The organism is Paenibacillus terrae (genome assembly GCF_000943545.1).
In the GTDB taxonomy this organism is placed as follows: Bacteria; Bacillota; Bacilli; order Paenibacillales; family Paenibacillaceae; genus Paenibacillus; species Paenibacillus terrae_A.
The window spans coordinates 1-18,136 of record NZ_JTHP01000054.1; the positions used below are offsets into that span (position 1 = coordinate 1).

Annotated in this window: 20 protein-coding genes; 4 read left to right on the forward strand and 16 right to left on the reverse strand. The window is 45.5% G+C overall.

All coding sequences use genetic code 11. The annotated features are described in order from the left end of the window. The 6 genes from QD47_RS21800 to QD47_RS21825 form a co-directional block, all read right to left on the reverse strand. Positions 1-1,064: ATP-binding protein (locus QD47_RS21800; protein WP_044648105.1), on the reverse strand; the 1,064-nt coding region annotated here is incomplete at its 3' end. A gap of 321 nt (positions 1,065-1,385) precedes the next feature. Then, entirely contained in the window at positions 1,386-1,991 is a 606-nt protein-coding gene (locus tag QD47_RS21805; RefSeq protein ID WP_044648106.1) for a hypothetical protein, read from the reverse strand. After that, entirely contained in the window at positions 1,984-2,820 is an 837-nt protein-coding gene (locus QD47_RS21810) for an ImmA/IrrE family metallo-endopeptidase (RefSeq protein WP_044648107.1), read from the reverse strand. Before QD47_RS21810 ends, QD47_RS21805 begins: the two co-directional genes overlap by 8 nt. A gap of 9 nt (positions 2,821-2,829) precedes the next feature. Beyond that, the gene (locus QD47_RS21815; protein ID WP_044648108.1) at positions 2,830-3,180 is read right to left on the reverse strand and encodes a helix-turn-helix domain-containing protein; all 351 of its coding nucleotides are present in this window, start codon (positions 3,178-3,180) and stop codon (positions 2,830-2,832) included. A gap of 196 nt (positions 3,181-3,376) precedes the next feature. Continuing rightward, positions 3,377-3,856, reverse strand: a complete 480-nt coding sequence (rlmH, locus tag QD47_RS21820) for a 23S rRNA (pseudouridine(1915)-N(3))-methyltransferase RlmH (protein WP_013312768.1) — start codon at positions 3,854-3,856, stop codon at positions 3,377-3,379. Positions 3,857-4,032: 176 nt separating this feature from the next. Then, complete coding sequence (locus QD47_RS21825; protein ID WP_052646871.1) at positions 4,033-4,866, reverse strand: hypothetical protein; 834 nt, start codon at positions 4,864-4,866, stop codon at positions 4,033-4,035. 165 nt (positions 4,867-5,031) lie between these two features. On the opposite strand from QD47_RS21825, the gene QD47_RS21830 reads away from it, so the two are divergent. Further along, positions 5,032-5,376: a helix-turn-helix domain-containing protein gene (locus QD47_RS21830; protein WP_044648109.1), complete on the forward strand. Its 345-nt coding sequence runs from the start codon at positions 5,032-5,034 to the stop codon at positions 5,374-5,376. 63 nt (positions 5,377-5,439) lie between these two features. Beyond that, complete coding sequence (locus QD47_RS21835; protein WP_044648110.1) at positions 5,440-5,784, forward strand: helix-turn-helix domain-containing protein; 345 nt, start codon at positions 5,440-5,442, stop codon at positions 5,782-5,784. Between the two features lie 79 nt (positions 5,785-5,863). Here the strand turns inward: QD47_RS21835 and QD47_RS21840 are convergent, their stop codons facing one another. The 4 genes from QD47_RS21840 to QD47_RS21855 all read right to left on the reverse strand — a co-directional run bounded on the left by QD47_RS21840 (position 5,864) and on the right by QD47_RS21855 (position 8,482). Further along, positions 5,864-6,355 carry a DinB family protein gene (locus tag QD47_RS21840; RefSeq protein ID WP_044648111.1) on the reverse strand — a complete coding sequence of 164 codons (492 nt, stop codon included), beginning with the start codon at positions 6,353-6,355 and terminating at the stop codon, positions 5,864-5,866. A 28-nt stretch (positions 6,356-6,383) separates the two neighbouring features. After that, positions 6,384-7,322, reverse strand: a complete 939-nt coding sequence (locus QD47_RS21845; protein WP_044648112.1) for a helix-turn-helix domain-containing protein — start codon at positions 7,320-7,322, stop codon at positions 6,384-6,386. 119 nt (positions 7,323-7,441) lie between these two features. Further along, a complete protein-coding gene (locus QD47_RS21850) occupies positions 7,442-7,609 on the reverse strand; it encodes a CxxH/CxxC protein (protein WP_081750721.1) in 168 nt (55 codons plus the stop codon). 108 nt (positions 7,610-7,717) lie between these two features. Beyond that, positions 7,718-8,482: a class I SAM-dependent methyltransferase gene (locus QD47_RS21855; RefSeq protein WP_044648143.1), complete on the reverse strand. Its 765-nt coding sequence runs from the start codon at positions 8,480-8,482 to the stop codon at positions 7,718-7,720. Positions 8,483-8,718: 236 nt separating this feature from the next. Between QD47_RS21855 and QD47_RS21860 the strand changes: the two genes are divergently transcribed. Continuing rightward, complete coding sequence (locus QD47_RS21860) at positions 8,719-10,440, forward strand: cellulase family glycosylhydrolase (protein ID WP_044648114.1); 1,722 nt, start codon at positions 8,719-8,721, stop codon at positions 10,438-10,440. An 88-nt stretch (positions 10,441-10,528) separates the two neighbouring features. Here the strand turns inward: QD47_RS21860 and QD47_RS21865 are convergent, their stop codons facing one another. Further along, positions 10,529-11,764: a S1C family serine protease gene (locus QD47_RS21865; RefSeq protein ID WP_044648115.1), complete on the reverse strand. Its 1,236-nt coding sequence runs from the start codon at positions 11,762-11,764 to the stop codon at positions 10,529-10,531. Positions 11,765-12,249: 485 nt separating this feature from the next. Between QD47_RS21865 and QD47_RS21870 the strand changes: the two genes are divergently transcribed. After that, positions 12,250-12,456, forward strand: a complete 207-nt coding sequence (locus QD47_RS21870) for a hypothetical protein (protein WP_044648116.1) — start codon at positions 12,250-12,252, stop codon at positions 12,454-12,456. On the opposite strand, the gene QD47_RS21875 is transcribed toward QD47_RS21870, so the two are convergent. From QD47_RS21875 to yycF, 5 genes are all read right to left on the reverse strand, one after another. Continuing rightward, a complete protein-coding gene (locus QD47_RS21875) occupies positions 12,425-13,231 on the reverse strand; it encodes an MBL fold metallo-hydrolase (protein ID WP_014278959.1) in 807 nt (268 codons plus the stop codon). The two genes, QD47_RS21870 and QD47_RS21875, sit on opposite strands and share 32 nt — an antisense overlap. Before the next feature lie 6 nt (positions 13,232-13,237). After that, positions 13,238-14,002, reverse strand: a complete 765-nt coding sequence (gene yycI, locus QD47_RS21880; RefSeq protein ID WP_044648117.1) for a two-component system regulatory protein YycI — start codon at positions 14,000-14,002, stop codon at positions 13,238-13,240. Positions 14,003-14,090: 88 nt separating this feature from the next. Continuing rightward, on the reverse strand, positions 14,091-15,434 hold the full coding sequence (locus tag QD47_RS21885) for a YycH family regulatory protein (RefSeq protein WP_044648118.1): 1,344 nt from the start codon (positions 15,432-15,434) through the stop codon (positions 14,091-14,093). After that, positions 15,431-17,260, reverse strand: a complete 1,830-nt coding sequence (gene walK, locus QD47_RS21890; RefSeq protein WP_044648119.1) for a cell wall metabolism sensor histidine kinase WalK — start codon at positions 17,258-17,260, stop codon at positions 15,431-15,433. Before walK ends, QD47_RS21885 begins: the two co-directional genes overlap by 4 nt. Further along, on the reverse strand, positions 17,257-17,988 hold the full coding sequence (gene yycF / locus QD47_RS21895) for a response regulator YycF (RefSeq protein ID WP_014278963.1): 732 nt from the start codon (positions 17,986-17,988) through the stop codon (positions 17,257-17,259). Before yycF ends, walK begins: the two co-directional genes overlap by 4 nt. Between the last annotated feature and the right edge of the window lie 148 nt (positions 17,989-18,136).

Here is an 18,136-nt window from a genome sequence, read left to right on the forward strand (position 1 = left end):
TGATTAATTTTTTCAATCTTTTCCTGCTGAATTGACACTAAGTATTCGGATAAATATTCCGAAGCCTTTATATAAATATTTTGAAAAATACTACTCCAAGAAATATCTTCAGCGAGCAGACTTGGATCGTCATTTTTGTAATCAATAAAATCTGTTCTTTCAGCATTTACATTTCTATCAAAGAAATCACTTGTAACATACGCTGTATATAGAACAACCTCTCCATCTTCAGTAATTATTTTTTTTGGCAAACCAGAAATTTGGTTAGTGATTTTTTCGTCACGAACAACACGATTATTAGCACAAAGATATACTTTATGATCTTTTGCAAACAACAGCTTTATATGCTTAATATTAAAGTGAAGCCCATTGATTTCGAATGTGTCTGATGTAACATTGTGATCCACATGATTTTTAAAATGTTCATTAAGATTAATAGAATCTGTATCATCAAACAACATAATGTTGGGACACTTATTTAGAATAAAGAAAGAGAGACAATGTTCTACGATTCTATTTGCTATAATACTAAGGGATTTAGGTGCTTTATTGGAATATGGAGTTTTATAATCTAAAAGTTTTACTGTCGTAGATCGTTTTGTTTCATTTGTTAAGTGTATATCTTCTACTTGTGTAACACCATCTTCAATAGTAAAAGAAAATGCTCGCCCCTTAAGTTCAACAATATCAGAAAATGAACTTTCAATTTCAACTGTATCGAATGCTTTTAGCCAAGTTAATCTCCCGACCCCTTTTCCACCAATAATGCTTTTATAAGTAGAATCTGAAGTTCTAAAAGAATTAAAATTATCTTCATTAAACCCTATTCCAGAATCGGTAACTACAAAGCCCGAGATTGGATGTATATTGGAATTCTCTTGGAAGTCCATAGCTGCTTGCCTAGTATCTCTTAGGACTTGAATACGAATAAAGTTATTCCTTAAATCTTCCCCAGTCGCCTCAACTGCTTGAATAGAATTTACAATCGCTTCGAAAAGAGGAATCAGCGGTGTATATGCAGGTAGATTAATATTTTTTATGCGTCCTTGTAAATCAATTTTCAAACATATCACCTCTATGCTAATTAGTTTCTCTTCATAAGTTTATTCGCCTGCCTAATGATTGATAATTCTATGCATTAAGGCAATAATCCTTCATTGAAAATACTTATCCATTTGGAAAAAGAAGCTTAGTGGTCTGACCTCGCCTTTCTCATGCTAATAGCCATAGACTACACCATATTTGGAAAAATGGAAAATACGCCCTTAAACATCTTTATATCAATAGATATTTCATGCCGCCGCTTTACCACTATTTGTGATACGGTTCAGCTTTACTTCATGGTAAATACAAAAAAAACGACTTAAATACATAGTCGCTTAAAACTACAAACACCAAATATCATTTTGAAAAGCAATCTTTGCTTTTTCCATCTTTATTTTGTCTCTTTCGTCCTGATGTGCAAAACACCACATTGCGTATGCTTCTTTTCTTGATAAACCTTTTTCCTTCATACCCACAATAAAGTCTCTAAGACGAACCACTATAATATCTTTATCAGTCCCACTATTCAGTTCTTTATCTAACAACTCTTGAAGTTCTCGTTCATCCGAAAGTATATATGGAATTCCACTTGCAAAAGCGTAGGCAGTTGAGACAATTTCCCCCCAGTTTTTTCCGCCAGTTCTTGTCTCGGGATCAAGCTTCTCCAAGTGCTGTATCGTTTGAAGATAAATCATAGGTTTATAAACGTCGTGTCGTAGAACTTCAGCATCCACAATAACAGCATTATCGTTCTCTATTAATTTGTCGATTTGATCTTTCGTTCTTTTCGGCATTAAGATTTCATTCTCGTATACGTAACGATGAATATATAGTTTTTTTACTAATAGGGGGATGTATTTCTCTATTGCATTAAACTTTTGGACTTTCCCTAGTTTAAGAGCGAAATCTGTGTCTAGTATCGCTTCTTCCCAAATCCAATCAGTCATCCCCGTCGTAATCCCCCATAATACTATCCCAGTCGCCTTCTGTTCCTAGTTCAATAATCTGCATTGATTCAGGAGATTGATTTACTAGAGATAGAATATTCCGAAGTTTTTGTTCATTAATGATTTCTTCATTATACGCTGAAATCGCATTCTCAACCAGATTTTCAAAAAAAACCTCGTTTGTTCTGTCTTGTGTAGAATCGTTTAACTGTAACCTCTTTCTAACTAGAATTACACCCGCCTGTGAGTCCCGATCTGGTACAGTCAAGAATTCACGCATCTTCTTCTCATCGATAAATTCAATTTCAAACAAACGCCTCACAATAGTCTTAAATGGCACATAAAACAAAGCCATTAACCTAACTATATCTTCAATCTTTAAAGAATCTTTTTGTATTCCACGAGATTTTATTTCGTTAGATAAAACCTCTGTAGGGACAAGTAAAAGAGCTGCAAATAGATTAGCTTTTAACTCATTAACATCCTCGGTGTAATTCTCTAACACCTGATCGTGTAATAATTCAGTTTGATTTAGCTTATCCTGATCATACCAGATATGATATAATTCATGAGCTGCTGCAAACACTTGTTTTTCTCTAGGAATAAATGTGTTTATATAGACGAAAACCCTGTCTTTTTTCTTGCAAACAAAAGCACATAACTCATTATCTTTTATAGGGTATTTAAGCAAGGTTGCTTCCTGTTGGATTAATTCTAATACTTCTTCTCTCAACACCCTGTGTGTTTTTAACTTTTCTCCAAGCTTAGCCCGAACTTTTGCTTCAATTTCATCAAATTCCTTTGGACTTAAAGAAGGAAATTCTCTCATACTGCCTCCTTATTTCAAATGAAGAATTTCTTCTAGTTCAATCATCTCATTCATTACATGATTTAGAAACTGAAGTCCTTCTTTTGTGTTTTCGTTTTCTAATTTTCCAATCATGAACAAAATCGGTTCTTGAATCACTTGTGGTATTTCCTTTGGTCTTACAAGTTCATCCACCGTTACTCCAATGATACTTGCTATTTTTGTAATTTCATCAATATTAATTGCCTTTTTTCCATTGACTATTTTACTCATCACTTGTTTAGAGATGCCCATTCTCTCTGCAAAAAAAGACTGCGTCTCACCTTGCGATTCAAGCCAACTAGCAACCTTCTCTCCTATTTGCTCGAAGATTGTTTTCATTTTTACACATCCCCTTGGTTTTATATTATTAAGTATATGCTCAGTGCAACTAAAAAGTCAATGAATCATTGACGATCAATAATTTTAAGTAAACATATTGAATACAACATTGAACTATCTAAGCACTTTATAGTTCCCTCTACTTGCTAATAAATATCCACTGCAGTTAAAATTATCTCCACCCTTTGCTTTACCACTATTTATGATACGGTTCACCTCGATTGATCTTCACCGCTCGGTAAATCTGTTCCACCAGCACCAGCCGCATTAGTTGATGAGGCAAAGTCATCCTTCCGAAGCTTAGCTTCTGCTGAGCACGGCGGAGGACTTCGTCAGAGAGACCATGACTGCCGCCAATGACGAAGACGACATGGCTTGTACCGTAGGTACCGAGCTTGTCTAATTCCTCTGCGAGTTCTTCCGAGCTCCAGAGTTTGCCGTCGATGGCGAGTACAATGACGTGTGCTTCGCTTTTCACATGAGCAAGGATACGCTCTCCCTCTCGCTCCTTGACCTGTCGAACCTCCGCTTCGCTCAGTGTGTCAGGAGCCTTTTCATCGGCTACTTCGATCATTTGAAACTTGATGTATGGTCCCAGCCGTTTAGCGTATTCCTGAATTCCCATGACCAAATACTTCTCTTTTAACTTGCCAACACCTATAAGCTGAATAAACAAATCCCTACCCCTATCTATGTCGAATGATAATGTAAAAACGTATTTACCGTTCCTAACATGAAAAGATACTTTAACATAGCTATTTTAGCACCAGATACGCCTCTTACCTATCTATTTCCTCTCCGCTACGAGCATATTCTCTATTCAGAGCATATCCAATCATTCATTTACTATCTTCAAAATGTATGACTACCCGTTTCGTATTCATCAAGACACTGCATTAGCACCTTTCGATATTCGCTGATTTGTTCAGCTGTCGCAGACTCACGTAGTGATTCGAACAATGCTGTACATCTCTTAAAATTACAATCGTTACCTAACTGATTCGCTATATGCATCGCCTGCACGGTAAGTCCCACTGCTTCCCGTAATCTATCGTACTTCCGATAGTACAAAGCCAAATGAAAGCAGTAGCTATAATAGTAAGATATGTTCTCTGCGTCTTCATAACTCTCGAATTCATCAATCTGCTCTGCAAACGTATGTAAAATATCTGCCACATCCAAATGATACATAAGCGCTGCCTGTAATATGGTATTTAGCCCCGGTAATATTTCCTCTAGATTATCCTGTAAAAAGGCCACGTATTCCTCGAGCAACTCTATATTTCCAGACAAAATATCTACTGCATATAAATTAGTTTTGGCTAAAAACCTGAATTCATCGACAACCAGTAGACCTTCTCCCTCTAAATCCTCCATCCAACCCAACTCAGCATACTTATAGATGCAATCCCTTGCCTGCTCATATGCACCCAGGTTCTGGTGAGCCATTCCACACATCAGGTGACTGAGCCCAAAATAATATACCAACGGACGTTCTAAATTGACATGCGGAATAGGTAATTCCATTGCTTTATGATACTGCCGTTCTTCGTAGATGCGCTGAACACATTGGTACAAAATATCTGCCGTCTCCATCACCTTTTTCCAATTCTCAAAAGCCACAGCCATCCCCAACATTTCAACAATGATGTCCGGTTTGAGTGATTTTAGGATAGAAGTTCTCAAGAAAAGTCCCTCCTTTCATTTCCATTTACAACCAATTGTATAGAAAATGAGAACCAAGGTCAATATAAAAAGTACTTATAAGTACTTTTTTAAATAATTTTATTTTGTATAAGATGGTCTGTAACGATATTCTATCCTCTTCTAACCTTAAGTGGAGGTGATTACATGAGTTTACCAGAAAGCGTCGGAAATCGGATACGGGAGCTAAGAAAAGCTAAAGGATGGACACAGGAACAACTGGCAGAAGCAGCAGGACTTCATTACAGTTATATTGGTGGAGTAGAACGTGGAGATCGAAATATTTCATTGGAGACGTTGGAAAAAATAATTTTAGCGTTAAAGGTTCCACCCTTTGAACTTTTCCAATTCGATGAAACTTCGGATCGAAAACAAATCATAAATGAACTTATGGTACTCATAAATTCAAGAGAAACAACAGAGCTCGAAATTCTTACTACTATAACAAAAAATATTGTTGGTTTAGTTGAGTTACAACAAAAAAAGAATTGAGCAATTCTCTTCTACCTGACTTTTACACTTCATCTTCCATAAGCTTGTTATGAGGTGGTTAATATGACAAAATTACGGAATTCGGTTGGAGAAAGAATTAGAACGATTCGGAAGGCTAAGGGATTAACACAGCAACAACTTGCGGAACTTTCAGAATTAGATGATGCATATATCGGATCGGTAGAGCGTGGCGAAAGAAACTTTTCGATTGATACCTTGGAGAAAGTGTTAACTGCCTTAAACGTGTCTATCAGTGAGTTAATGTTTTCCAAAGAACATATGACTAAAGACGAAACTATTCGGCAAGAGGCGGTAGATGAATTTGTTGCGTTGACCAGCAGATTGAATGAAGGGCAAATCGGGATTCTCAGACGAGTTAATAAAGAGGTTTCGCGCGCGTTCGAGTAAGTCATTCCACCCTAAAAAGCCTTGAATACAACAAAAAAAGGCACCGCACAGGTGCCCTCCATAAGTCTTTAAAAAATACTCAAGCATACAACATAAAAAAGCTCACTTCATGCCCCAACTGCTTCAAATAATTATATATTTGCGAACGGTGATGGAACACGTGTGTCATGGTCTCAATCTGCCATTGGACCTGCAAATGTCCATGCTCCATATAAAAAGCTTTGGTCGAACGATTCAGATAATCCTCTTCGCTAAGCGAAAGAATGTAAGCCTTATACGCCTCGAAATTCTCTCTGAAACTTGCAGCCAAGCGTTCGGGATCGTCTACCTCGGACAGGCTGTTTTCAATATTCCCTACTTCTTCCTCGGACTTCTCTTGATGCATAATGGCAAGATCCGAAGCAGGAATGAGTACAAAATGATGCACTAGCTCCAAAAGTGAGCGGAAATTGTCCTGTGGACGAAAGCTCCAATCCTCTGGACGTATTTTGCGGATCAGGGCTTCACCTGTTCGTACTCCAGTCTCCAGCTCATTCAGCAGATGTTCCCGAATTTGCAGCGTTCCACTCATGTTCTCATCTCTCCTTTGTCATTCTTCTTCATGTTTTGAGTATAACGGAAGCCTCAGGACGTGTATTGTAGAAATCGGACAACCTGCGAAAATCCTTTGCGGCAGTAAGCGGAGAGTCTCCATAGAACCTGCGAAAATCACGAATCAGGTGGGCCTGATCGAAAAAGCTGTGCTCCAACGCAAGTTCCGTCCAATCCAGAGGGTTACCGCTTTGAATACTTTGCAGAACGCTCTGGAAGCGGACGACTTCACTGAATTTTTTGGGGCTGATCCCGATCCATTGCCCGAACTTGCGGTTGATCTGTCTTTCACTGATCGCTTCGCGCTCTGCTAGCTCTTTAACACTCATACTCCCACTACTTACAAAAATACGATGCAGCAGATTTTTCATCAGATCACAATCGTTCGTCCCTTGGCGCAGCAAAAGCTGGTTTAGATACTCATCCATTATGCGCACTCGTTCATTAAAATCCTGTGCCTCCAGAATACGCTCACCTATGACCGCGATGCTTTCGGGCCAGATATCTTCCAGGCGGAAGTGTCCACCTGTAAACAGATGAGTTGGCATGCCGTGAAAATAATGTGCCCCGCCCGGAAAAAATCGCACAGCAAACATGCGTGTCTCGGTACCTGCTTGTCTGGCAGACACGAACGGATGTGTAAACGTCCCGCAGTACGAGATATCCTGACGCTTACTCACCGGGTTGTATTTTAATAGAATATCCGTACAGCCGTCAGGCAATACCCGCTCCATCGCTTCCTCCTCCAGCCAGCCTAATGAGGCTGCGTTTTCACACGAAGCCGCCAGATTCCCCTCCAAAACCTCTCCAGTAACCGGACCGGACTCCCAATAGCAAGCGACATAAGCTCTCAGCGGAGCAGACGGCCTTTTTTCGATATAGGTTGTGGAAGAATCACTTCCATTGACCTGAATCGGACGAAACAGTGAATGCAGCAAAGGGTCCATCCATCGTTCACTCCTGTCTCAGCACCTGTTGGGAATAAGTATAGCTATATGTATGAGGATTTTGCAAAATCCTAGTATACAAAAAGGACGTTTCTGCCCGAAACGCCCGTGCTTGTTTTTTAGACGACTAAAAATTCCGCTTTCTGCTCACATTCCTTGCACTTCACTGGAGGGTCCCAATCCGAAAATTTCGTTTCCTTGAGATCGACGACATCCGGTGCATCCTCGTATTCATCGACGAACATATCAATTGCCAGTTCCACATGCTCTTTACATACCACGTACATCCCAGTTGCATCCCTTTCCGTATGAAGCTCTTCCAGTTGTTTGGTGTCTGTTACAAACACCTTCTTTTGTTCTACCACACTTGACGCGGAAAGAAAAGGGCTTGATTCCTATCCCCGACGCTTGGTTTTAAAAATGAGAAAATGACTGACGTTCAGGTCCTCGTGGAAATCGGGATATCGCTCCAGCATCTCTGCGGACGGCTTCGGTTCGATCATTGCTTCCAGCAGTAGACCTGCTCCAGTAATAGCCTGTACGTAGCTGCCCAGCGTACGGTGGAAGTACAGAAGCTTTTCCTCCTGATCATAAGGCATATCTTGCTCCAATGCGCCTTCGCTGAAATAGCGATTTACTTTCCAGTGCAGCTTTTTCCCTGCCTCATCCTTCACCCATCCACTATCTGGCGTCTGAAAGCACGGATGCAATATAGAAAAAATAAAGCTGCCCCCTGGCACCAGCAACCGCCGCATTTCCGCAATCGCTTGCTCATAATCCTCCAAGTCCTGTATGACCATATTGGATACGATCTGGTCAAAGCTCTGATCCCCGAACATCTCCAGCTTCTCCAGATTACCGTGATGATACGTAATCCCCAAGTCTGACGGTGTCCGCTTTCTTGCAAGCTCCAGCATTTCCGGCGAATAATCGACACCTTCCACCAGTGCACCCGCCCTGACCATTTTACGGCTCAGATAACCTTCACCACACCCGGCATCCAGCACTTTTTTACCCGCGAGGGTGCCCATGCATTCTTGTAATGCAGGATTCAACAGCACTTCGCGAGAGCGATCCCCTTCTTCAGTGTATCTCGCGGTAAAATTCTCTGCATGCATATTCCAGCGCCGAATGGCCTCTTCCGTGTCCCACTTGTTCATATTCATCTCCTTCTTTCTCCTGTATTTACTATTCAATGCTGCTCTGCTTTCTGCGTAGGGCCATAGATTTTACACTCATTCTTACATTTTGGCAATCATAACGTTTACAATCACAAAATAACTAATTATCGCATGATTTTTCCACTAATTATATAGGTATTCTATTATGGAATAGTATGGTAGTATCTCAATGGAAAGCGCTTTCAAAAATAACTTTGTAAAGGGGCCTGCCTGTTATGTTCAAACGAAGACCCGTTTCATTGCTGTCGCTGACCCTTGCCATTACTCTGTTGTTATCCACGTTCGCGTCCGTTGCCACCGCTGCTGAATCTGACGGACAAGCACCACAAGCCACCGCAGTAAGCAATATGCAATCGTATGTCGAAGCCATGCAGCCCGGATGGAATTTAGGAAATTCTCTGGATGCTGTCGGGGCAGATGAGACTGCCTGGGGCAATCCACGCATTACTCAGGCACTGATCAAGCAAATTGCTGCCCAAGGATACAAAAGCATTCGTATTCCCGTCACCTGGGATAAACACATAGGAGCAGCACCGAATTATACCGTTGACGCTGCCTACATGAACCGTGTAGAAGAAGTCGTCCGCTGGGCACTGGATGCCAATCTGTACGTCATGCTCAATGTCCATCATGATTCGTGGTTATGGGTAAGCAGTATGGAGCCCAAGCATGACGAAGTGCTGGCTCGTTATAACTCACTTTGGACACAAATTGCCAATCGCTTTAAAGATCAGCCGAACAAGCTGATGTTCGAGAGCATTAACGAACCCCGTTTCTCCGAAGGAGGAACGACGGATGAAGCGAAAATGAACCAGATGCTCCAAGAACTGAATGTTTCCTTCCACAAAATCGTCCGCGCCTCTGGCGGTAATAATGCAACCCGCCCACTTGTTCTGCCCGGCTTGGATACTTCACCTGCCCAGAACAAAATCAACGAGCTGTACAACACGATAACCAAGCTGAACGATCCCAACCTGATTGCGACTGTCCACTATTACGGCTATTGGCCTTTTAGTGTGAATATTGCCGGATATACTACATTTGAGAAGGATACCAAAAACGATATTATTCAAACCTTTGATAACGCCTATAACACATTTGTAGCCAAGGGTATCCCGGTCATCGTCGGTGAATACGGCCTGCTCGGCTTCGATAAAAATACAGGCGTTATTGAACAAGGCGAAAAGCTGAAATTCTTTGAGTTTTTGACCTATTATATGAAAGAGAAAAAATTAACAGGCATCCTCTGGGATAATGGCCAGCATTTTAACCGCACAACATACAAGTGGTCCGATCCTGAACTCTTTAATGTCATGAAATCCAGCTTAAAAGGACGTTCCTCCAATGCAGTCAGTGACCTCATTCACTTGAAGAAAGGCACTTCCGTTCAGGATGCCATGGTCACTTTAAACCTGAACGGCAATCAGTTGAGCACACTAAGCGCCAACAACAAGCAACTGAAACAGGGCACCGACTACACACTGAGCGGAGATACATTAACCTTGAAGGCCAGCTTGCTTACCAGCCTAACCACCTCCGGTAAATATGGTGAGAATGCAGTCATTAACGCCAAGTTTAATAAGGGAGCAGACTGGAATTTTAAAGTAGTCGTGTATGATACACCAAAATTAAGCGCAACCGAGGGTACTACGCAAACCTTTGCCATTCCAACGGACTTCCGTGGCAGCCAGCTTGCCACGATGGAAGCTGTTTATACCAATGGCGGCAATGCCGGTCCGCAGGATTGGACACCGTATAAGGAATTTGGCAACACCTTTGCCCCTGCGTATGATGCGAATGGCATCAAGCTGCTGCCTGAATTTTTTAACAGTGTGAAGGATGGTGAAGTCACGCTGAAGTTCCATTTCTGGAGCGGCGATGTCGTAACATACAAGATTACCAAGAGCGGAACCCGTGTGACGGGAACGGCATCCTAACCTAAAATACAACTGACAAACTGAAAAGGCGTTCCCGGAAAATGAGCCGGAGGACGCCTTTTTTATAGTTATGCCTATACATTAAACCTTAGCCTTCCGGCTTATCCGTTAATTTCAACGTCACGGATTCTTCCTTGCCTGCCCGGTAAAAGATAACTTTCAGCTCATCGCCAATCTTCTTGTTATCGTACAAATAGCGTCGCAAATCAAGCGTCGAGTTAATCGGTTCACTATCGAACGCGGTAATGACATCGTTCAGCTTCAAGCCTGCCTCCTCGGCAGGGCCGTGCGCCTCCAGAACAACCGCCCCGTCCTTTACGGTGTCAGGCAACTTGAGTTCCTTGCGCTGTGTTTCATCCAGCGGAGCATACTCATTATTAAGGTCGACCGTGTATACTCCCAGATAAGGGCGGGTAATCTTGCCATCCTCAACTAGTTCATTCACCGTCTTCATGACCTCATTGGCCGGAATCGCGAAGCCGAGTCCTTCAACACCGGTATCGGCAATTTTCATCGTATTGATGCCTATCACACGTCCGTCCAGATCGACCAGCGCACCGCCGCTGTTTCCTTCATTAATCGCTGCATCGGTCTGGATGACATGCTGTTCCCAGTCATATACGCCATCCTGATTAATGGAAATGGGAATGATCCGATTCGTATAGCTCACAATGCCGGAGGTGAGCGTATCACCCAAGCCAAGCGGATTACCAATGGCAATCACGGTCTCGCCCAGACGAAGCTTACTGGAATCACCGATATCCGCTATTGTGCTAATGCCCTTATCGTCTACCGCCAGCACTGCGATATCGCTAATGCGGTCCTTGCCGATCAGCTTCGCCTCTTTTTTGACACCATCCACAGTTACAATCTCCAGATCATCCGAGCCTTCAATCACATGATTGTTAGTCATAATGAAGGCTTTGCCGGAAGTTATCCGGAAAATAACACCCGATCCAAGCGCCGACGGCTCCGTGCTATGACCGTCTTCCCCTTTCAGGTTCACGATGCTGACGACGGCCGGACGTACCTTGGCTGCCGCCTGCACAATCCGGTCATACGGGTCACCCGCCGCTTGGCGCATGGGATAATGACTTGCTCCGGTTACTGCTGTCGTGGAGGGCAGACCTGTAATAAAGCTGAACAGCAGCACCGCAACCACCGCACTGACTGCACCGCTAATGACAGCAGCCTGCACCGGACTCACGCTCCGGTTCCTGTGCCGCCAACGTTCCTGTCCTCCGCGACGTGCCTTGAATGCCTTTTTTTTAGCCGCACGCGTGGATACCCTCGTTGAATAAAAATCGTCATCAAACAAGCCCATGTTCATCCTCTCCCCTTCGTTGTCATGCACCGACACTCACTAAAAAATTAGGGCTATTCGGGCTTGCGCCAACCTATGCTACAGAGACTCGCTCCGTTTGAACGCCAAAATGGATTGAATATCCCCCATGACCGAAACAGCAGATCATTTCAGCCTACTTATTAATCACCACAAATGGGGCCTCCCTAAGCACCCTGATCTCATTAACCAGCATACACGCCGCAATCCACTCCGAATAGAGGAAAAAGGAGGAATGATTTCCAAATCATTTGACTACAATAGTAACAAGTCTTCTATTCTATTACAAAATGATCGTCTCATAGAGACGTTCTGGCCTGTTCCCGTTCGCTCGTAACAGCTTATGCTTCTGATACGAGCTTTCTTTCAGAAAGCTTTCAGTTGTTAGCTTTATTGTATCACAGCACCCGGCAAAACCAAGCCGATCACACGCCATTTTTCAAATATTTTAACAGGAGGAATGTATGATGAACCAACATCGCTCAGCTATGGATGAAGTTCGTATGGCTGCCAAGCTTGCGGATCTGAAAAACGAGCATTACCGCAACACTCTGGCGTTAAGTACACTCATTGAGCTACTGGTGGACAAAGGCATTGTGACCCGCGAAGAGGTAGAACGCAAAGCCGCCGAGCTGGACAGCTTTATGGCTCACTTACCTTATCCCACGGTGTAGGACGATCATAATACGTATCGCACAATCGGAACTCACTGTCCTTGTAAAAGCAGCCACGGTCCTCCATCGCCCCGCGCACCGTCAGCTTTGCCAGCTCCATCATATTGTGGTCGCGGCTCAAATGTGCCAAATACGTTCGCTTCGTCCGTCCCGTCAGCAGCTCGCTAAGAATCGCACCCGCCATCTCATTGGATAAGTGACCGATATCACTGAGAATACGGCGTTTGATGTTCCAAGGATAACGCCCCATGCGCAGCATTTCCACATCATGATTAGACTCCAATACCAATACGTCTGCGTCGGAAATAGCCTGCTTCACCTTGTCACTGACATAGCCGAGATCAGTGGCTACACTGAGCTTCTCTGCCCCATCGTAAAAGCTATAGCCTACCGGCTCAGCCGCATCATGGGATATGCCAAAAGACTCTACGCGCAACGATTCAAATTCGCGTGTTGCGCCTGTCTCCAATATTCTGCGGTTATCGTCCGCAATCTGCCCAACAGCATTGCTGATGGCAAACCACGTCTTCTCATTCGCATACACAGGTAAATTATATTTACGCGCCATGGCGCCTAGTCCTTTAACATGATCGGAATGCTCATGTGTGACCAAAATACCATCCAACTCTTCTCCGCTCAGATCGCGTTCTTTTAGCAATTCATCAATACGCTTCGCGCTGAGACCTGCGTCGATGAGTAATGTCGTGTCTTCGTTCCGGACAACGGTGGCGTTGCCGGTCGAACCGCTCGACAGCACGGTAAATGAAATCCCCATATTTGTTCAAGACCCTTCTGTTTGTTCTGTCTTTGGACTTATGACATCTCCATTCATCTGCACGTAATACACGCCTTGCCCGTTATCCAGCATAAACCGCCATACAGGCGCAGCCACCTGGCTATCCGAATTAAAGGTTTGTCCGTAATAACCCAGCCGGATATCCTTCACAATCGCATCACGCGGCAAATAACTGTCAATCAACCTTGCCAGCGCCTTGGATGCGGGCAGCATTTTCTTCGCTTCATCCGAGGGCTGGAGATCAACCTGAATTTTGCGATATCCGGTAATTTTCTGATTACTGTAAAACAGGGCCAGCTTCACATTAAATAAAGGCCACTTTCCCTGTACCAACGGGTGTAGCACAAAAGCATCTGCCTGTCCGGATGCCGGCTCCTCCTGTACATCCAGCGGATCATACTGGTAGTTGTCGATGTCCCTGATTTGCGGCTGCAATGCCTCAACCAGCGAATCGTGAGTGAATACAAGCTTGCTGTCTACCGGCTTTACCAGTTGCACGCGATCATCCTTTTTCCCACTATGAACATACGTGTAGGAAAGCTTGGGCAGCTGCGGGGTATCCCCGGGAATCGGAGCCAGCACCTGAATGCTCTTCTCTTCCATTAAACGCTGCGTATTTTCATCCAATGAAGTAAAATCCAAATTCGGCCCTGCCGTTTCCTGCGCATCATTCCACAACTGGCGCCCCAGCACTACATTGAGCAGCAAAAACGTGCAGATCAGTACGTTTTTGGCGCGGCTCCAATCCATTCCCGTTCCCCCTTTCTGTCATAACCCTGGCCATGCTTTATCCCTTTGCTGGTGCTATGCTGTGTGAGCAGCACGAAATCTGAATCAGTCACTTCTTTACCGCCTGAGATTGCTGCGTTTGCGGTGTACTCGATGTTGTCGCCGTCACTGCCACAGCGTGAATCTCTGCCACAGAACCGTCGCCCAACGTAACCCGCCACTCGGGAACGAGCTTTAACCCATCATTGATCAGCTCCGGCTGATATACAGGGGTCAGATCTCTAATCGTTTTTCCTTCAGCTACAGCTTCCAGCTGCTTCTTCAGGGTTTCGCCACCCGGAAGCATAACCTTCTTCGAGGATTGTTCGCCGCCCTTGAGATACAACAGCGAACGATCATAGACGGATGCCGTTTCCTGCTGGATTTCCAACAAAATCGTGCCAAACCGGAAGGATGGCGTATCCAGCACCGGATAAGATCCGTAATACTGCTGGAACAGCACATTGGTACGGCTCTCGTCGCTGCTTCTCATTTTCAACTGATACGAAGCATCCCAACCGCCATGCTGATTCACAAAATCAACCGCCGCCAGTACATCCCTCACCGAACTGCTTCCGCCCGCCCCCGGTGCACTCGGATCGGTATAGCTCATCCAACGCTGCTCCTGCTTAATTTGCAGACTGCGCTTGCTGTCCGTATAAATTTGGGAACCGTCCTTCTCCTGAATATTTCGCGTAATCCCTGGATCGAAAAACAAATTCCGCTGCATCTGCTCTGTCGTGAATAGCCCGGCATATACCACGGGCTGCACCGTCTCCAGGTCATCTGCCGGAATATAGTACTGATTATCCACCAGCTCGTACAACGGGGCATTTTTACCGAAATTCACATGCTGCCGGATATCCTCCACCGTCATATCGAACTGATTCGCCTCATACACCACATCACCTCTGGCACTGAAAAAGAGAGCGTGCGGCTTGGCATTTTTCTCATCTATATAGATCCAGATACGGTTAATCGTCTCTCCCTGAAACACGGAATCCGGCGTCAGACGCATAACTCGCTCCAGTAATGAAACCGGGACACCGCCTGAAAAGGATAATTCCATGCCCTCATTCTCGCTGCGAATCCGCGCCCAATCTGCCGACTGGATACTCCGACGTTGAAAACTGTTAAAGCTCCGGCTCTCCAGCCGTGTAAAAATCAAATCATAGAAAGCAACGCCCGGATAAAAAACGGTATGCTTGTTTTGCCCTTGATGAATCAGCATTTTATCGGGAAACACGAGCTTTTCAATCTTTTTCTCCTGTCCCATGCTCTCGGTTTTGACATAGTTCGTCTCCGAAGTAAGTACAGAATCACTGCCCGGAAGACGATAAATCAGAAAATAACTCTGTACGAGGCTGGAAGCAACCAGCAAAATAAGCGCCCATGATTTCAAACGTTCCTTCACTGTGCCTCCCTCCCTTCACCCAACATGGGGAGCGTAAAGGTTGTGCAGGTCCCTTGACCATATTCTGACTCCAGAAAAATCTGGCCTCCATGCGCCTTTACAATTTCCCGGGCAATCGACAGCCCTAATCCCGTACCGCCCATATTGCGCGATCTGGCCTTGTCCACACGGTAAAACCGTTCAAAAATCCGGTCCAAATCCTTTTTGGGAATCCCTATCCCGGTATCCTGTACCGAAATAGACAGCATCCCCTCACTATTGCGGCGAGCTTCAATCCGAATATTTCCGCCCTCCGGTGTATATTTCAAAGCATTGGACATCAGATTGTCCAACACCTGCTCAATTTGATCCCGGTCAATCACGACCTTGCCGATCCCCTGCTCCACGAACATTCCAGACCGGATATGCTTTTGCTTCATTTGAAAAGAAAATCGATCCGCGACTTCGTCCAGCATTTCCATCACATCCGCAGGCTGCATCCGCAAGGGCGCTTCATTGGAATCCAGCCGCGACAGATGCAGTAAATCCGTAACTAACCGGATCATACGCTCCGTCTCGTTGCGGATTACGCCTACGAAACGCTCCGCGAGCTGCGGTTCACCCATTGCCCCGTCATCCAGCGCTTCGGCATAGCTGCGGATCGTCGTCAACGGGGTGCGCAGCTCATGCGATACATTCGCTACGAACTCCCGACGTGTCGTCTCCATTTCCTCCTGCTCCGTCACGTCCTGGAGCACCGCAATCGTTCCCGTGATGCCGAATTCACGCCGATGAATCGGCGTGAACGTCACGCGGATAACGATCGGCTCGTCCTGACCCGCTGGCTCCAGCTGCAAGAGCGTGGAAGCCGAAGAACCGCTGTACAGGGCCTCGGTTTCCTCCGGGTCGATACCGAGCAGCACCGCGATATGTCTGCCGGTCATTTCGTTCTCGTTCACGCCCAGCATCGCGCTGGCTCGGCGGTTGACCAGAATAACCCGGCCATTGTCATCTGTAGCGACCACACCGTCACTCATGTTGGTCAAGATGGAGGAGAGCTTTTCCTTCTCCTCTTCATTTTGTGACAACGCCTCGCGCAAGCGACCTGTCATATAGTTAAAGGCCACACTGAGCCTGCCGATCTCATCGTCGCCAAACACAGGCATCTGCTGGTCGAATTTGCCCTCGGCAACCTCTGTCGCATGACGCGTCATCACCTTGATCGGGTGTGTAATCGTATGCGCCAGCACCACGCCCAACACAGCCGTCAACGCCAATGCAATGAGCATACCCGAGAGAAATACATTGTTAATGCGTTTCATCGTATCGTACAACTCCGTCATCGAGGCGGCGATATACACCGCACCGACAATCTTGCCTTGGCTGATGACGGGCTTGGCGACGACCTTCTTGCGGACATTATCCTCGTCCACCATGTACTCCTCATTGTCACGGATACCCTGGAGTGCACGGCTGACCACTGTCTGCGTATTTTTGCGTCCGACATAATCGGCGTGTGAGCCTTGAGAAGTAATCAGCACCTTGCCGCTGGCATCCAATACCTGAATTTCTGCGCCGCTAAAATCAAACAGATTATTCACGCGTGCGCGCAGACTTTCCACGCTGTCTTCCTCCATTTTACCGTCACTGCCGTTCAGATCCTGCTCTGCCAGCACGGACAGCATTTCCGCCCGCGCCTGCAAGTCCTGTGTAAAGTTGCTCGTCAAAGAGTTCTTCATGGAGCTGACAAAATAGACCCCGATCAGCTGCATCGCCACTAAAATCAATAGCACATAAATAATGATCAGCTTCGCATGAATAGTGCGAAAGAAAGACAGCCATCTCATGCCCGCAGGCCACCTTTGCCCCCGCTAATAATGTATCCGAGTCCACGGCGCGTCAGGATCGTCTCCGGCTTGCTCGGGTTTTCCTCAATCTTCTCGCGCAGCCGCCGGATCGTCACATCCACCGTCCGCACATCCCCGTAGTATTCGAAGCCCCACACCGCCTGGAGCAAATGCTCCCTTGTCATGACCTTCCCGGCATTTTTAGCCATATAATACAGAAGCTCATACTCCCGGTGCGTCAGATCGAGCGGTGTACCGTTTTTGTAAGCTGTATACATATCCGTATCAAAAAAGAGGTCAGCCACGCGCAGCCCCTGCTTCTCTTCCTGCGAGCGGCTTTCCGACGTGCCTGCCCCGCCGCGCTGCTGTCTGCGCATCTGTGCCTTCACCCGCGCCAGCAATTCCCGTGTGCTGAACGGCTTCGTCACATAATCATCTGCGCCCAGCTCCAACCCCAGCACCTTGTCGATTTCCCCATCTTTGGCGGTCAGCATAATAATCGGCGTCTGGAGCTGATGCCCGCGCACCTCGCGGCACACGTCCATGCCGTCCATCCCAGGCAGCATCAGGTCCAGCAAGATCAGGTCAGGCTGCTGCTTGACTGCGATATCCACCGCGCTGATTCCATCGAAGGCGCAAATCACCTGATAGCCCTCTTTTTCCAAATTAAATTTCAAAATATCAGCGATAGGCTGTTCATCATCCACCACCAGAATCGTTCCCTGCATACAGCGCTCACCTCTTCCTACGGATCATGTTATATATTAACTTTCGTTTGTCAGTGTCCATAAGCTGCTTATTCTATTCTACCATACCCGCACGCCATTCCATTACTTGTCCAGCCCCTTTTTCTTACACAAAAAAAGCCATGCCTGC

Excerpts from the sequence above, each read along its gene's own strand:
- QD47_RS21805 (WP_044648106.1), bottom strand. The coding sequence starts at position 1,991 with ATGACTGATTGGATTTGGGAAGAAGCGATACTAGACACAGATTTCGCT.
- QD47_RS21810 (WP_044648107.1), bottom strand. The coding sequence starts at position 2,820 with ATGAGAGAATTTCCTTCTTTAAGTCCAAAGGAATTTGATGAAATTGAA.
- QD47_RS21815 (WP_044648108.1), bottom strand. The coding sequence starts at position 3,180 with ATGAAAACAATCTTCGAGCAAATAGGAGAGAAGGTTGCTAGTTGGCTT.
- QD47_RS21830 (WP_044648109.1), top strand. The coding sequence starts at position 5,032 with ATGAGTTTACCAGAAAGCGTCGGAAATCGGATACGGGAGCTAAGAAAA.
- QD47_RS21835 (WP_044648110.1), top strand. The coding sequence starts at position 5,440 with ATGACAAAATTACGGAATTCGGTTGGAGAAAGAATTAGAACGATTCGG.
- QD47_RS21840 (WP_044648111.1), bottom strand. The coding sequence starts at position 6,355 with ATGAGTGGAACGCTGCAAATTCGGGAACATCTGCTGAATGAGCTGGAG.
- QD47_RS21845 (WP_044648112.1), bottom strand. The coding sequence starts at position 7,322 with ATGGACCCTTTGCTGCATTCACTGTTTCGTCCGATTCAGGTCAATGGA.
- QD47_RS21850 (WP_081750721.1), bottom strand. The coding sequence starts at position 7,609 with ATGTACGTGGTATGTAAAGAGCATGTGGAACTGGCAATTGATATGTTC.
- QD47_RS21855 (WP_044648143.1), bottom strand. The coding sequence starts at position 8,482 with ATGAACAAGTGGGACACGGAAGAGGCCATTCGGCGCTGGAATATGCAT.
- QD47_RS21860 (WP_044648114.1), top strand. The coding sequence starts at position 8,719 with ATGTTCAAACGAAGACCCGTTTCATTGCTGTCGCTGACCCTTGCCATT.
- QD47_RS21865 (WP_044648115.1), bottom strand. The coding sequence starts at position 11,764 with ATGGGCTTGTTTGATGACGATTTTTATTCAACGAGGGTATCCACGCGT.
- QD47_RS21870 (WP_044648116.1), top strand. The coding sequence starts at position 12,250 with ATGAACCAACATCGCTCAGCTATGGATGAAGTTCGTATGGCTGCCAAG.
- QD47_RS21875 (WP_014278959.1), bottom strand. The coding sequence starts at position 13,231 with ATGGGGATTTCATTTACCGTGCTGTCGAGCGGTTCGACCGGCAACGCC.
- yycI (WP_044648117.1), bottom strand. The coding sequence starts at position 14,002 with ATGGATTGGAGCCGCGCCAAAAACGTACTGATCTGCACGTTTTTGCTG.
- walK (WP_044648119.1), bottom strand. The coding sequence starts at position 17,260 with ATGAGATGGCTGTCTTTCTTTCGCACTATTCATGCGAAGCTGATCATT.
- yycF (WP_014278963.1), bottom strand. The coding sequence starts at position 17,988 with ATGCAGGGAACGATTCTGGTGGTGGATGATGAACAGCCTATCGCTGAT.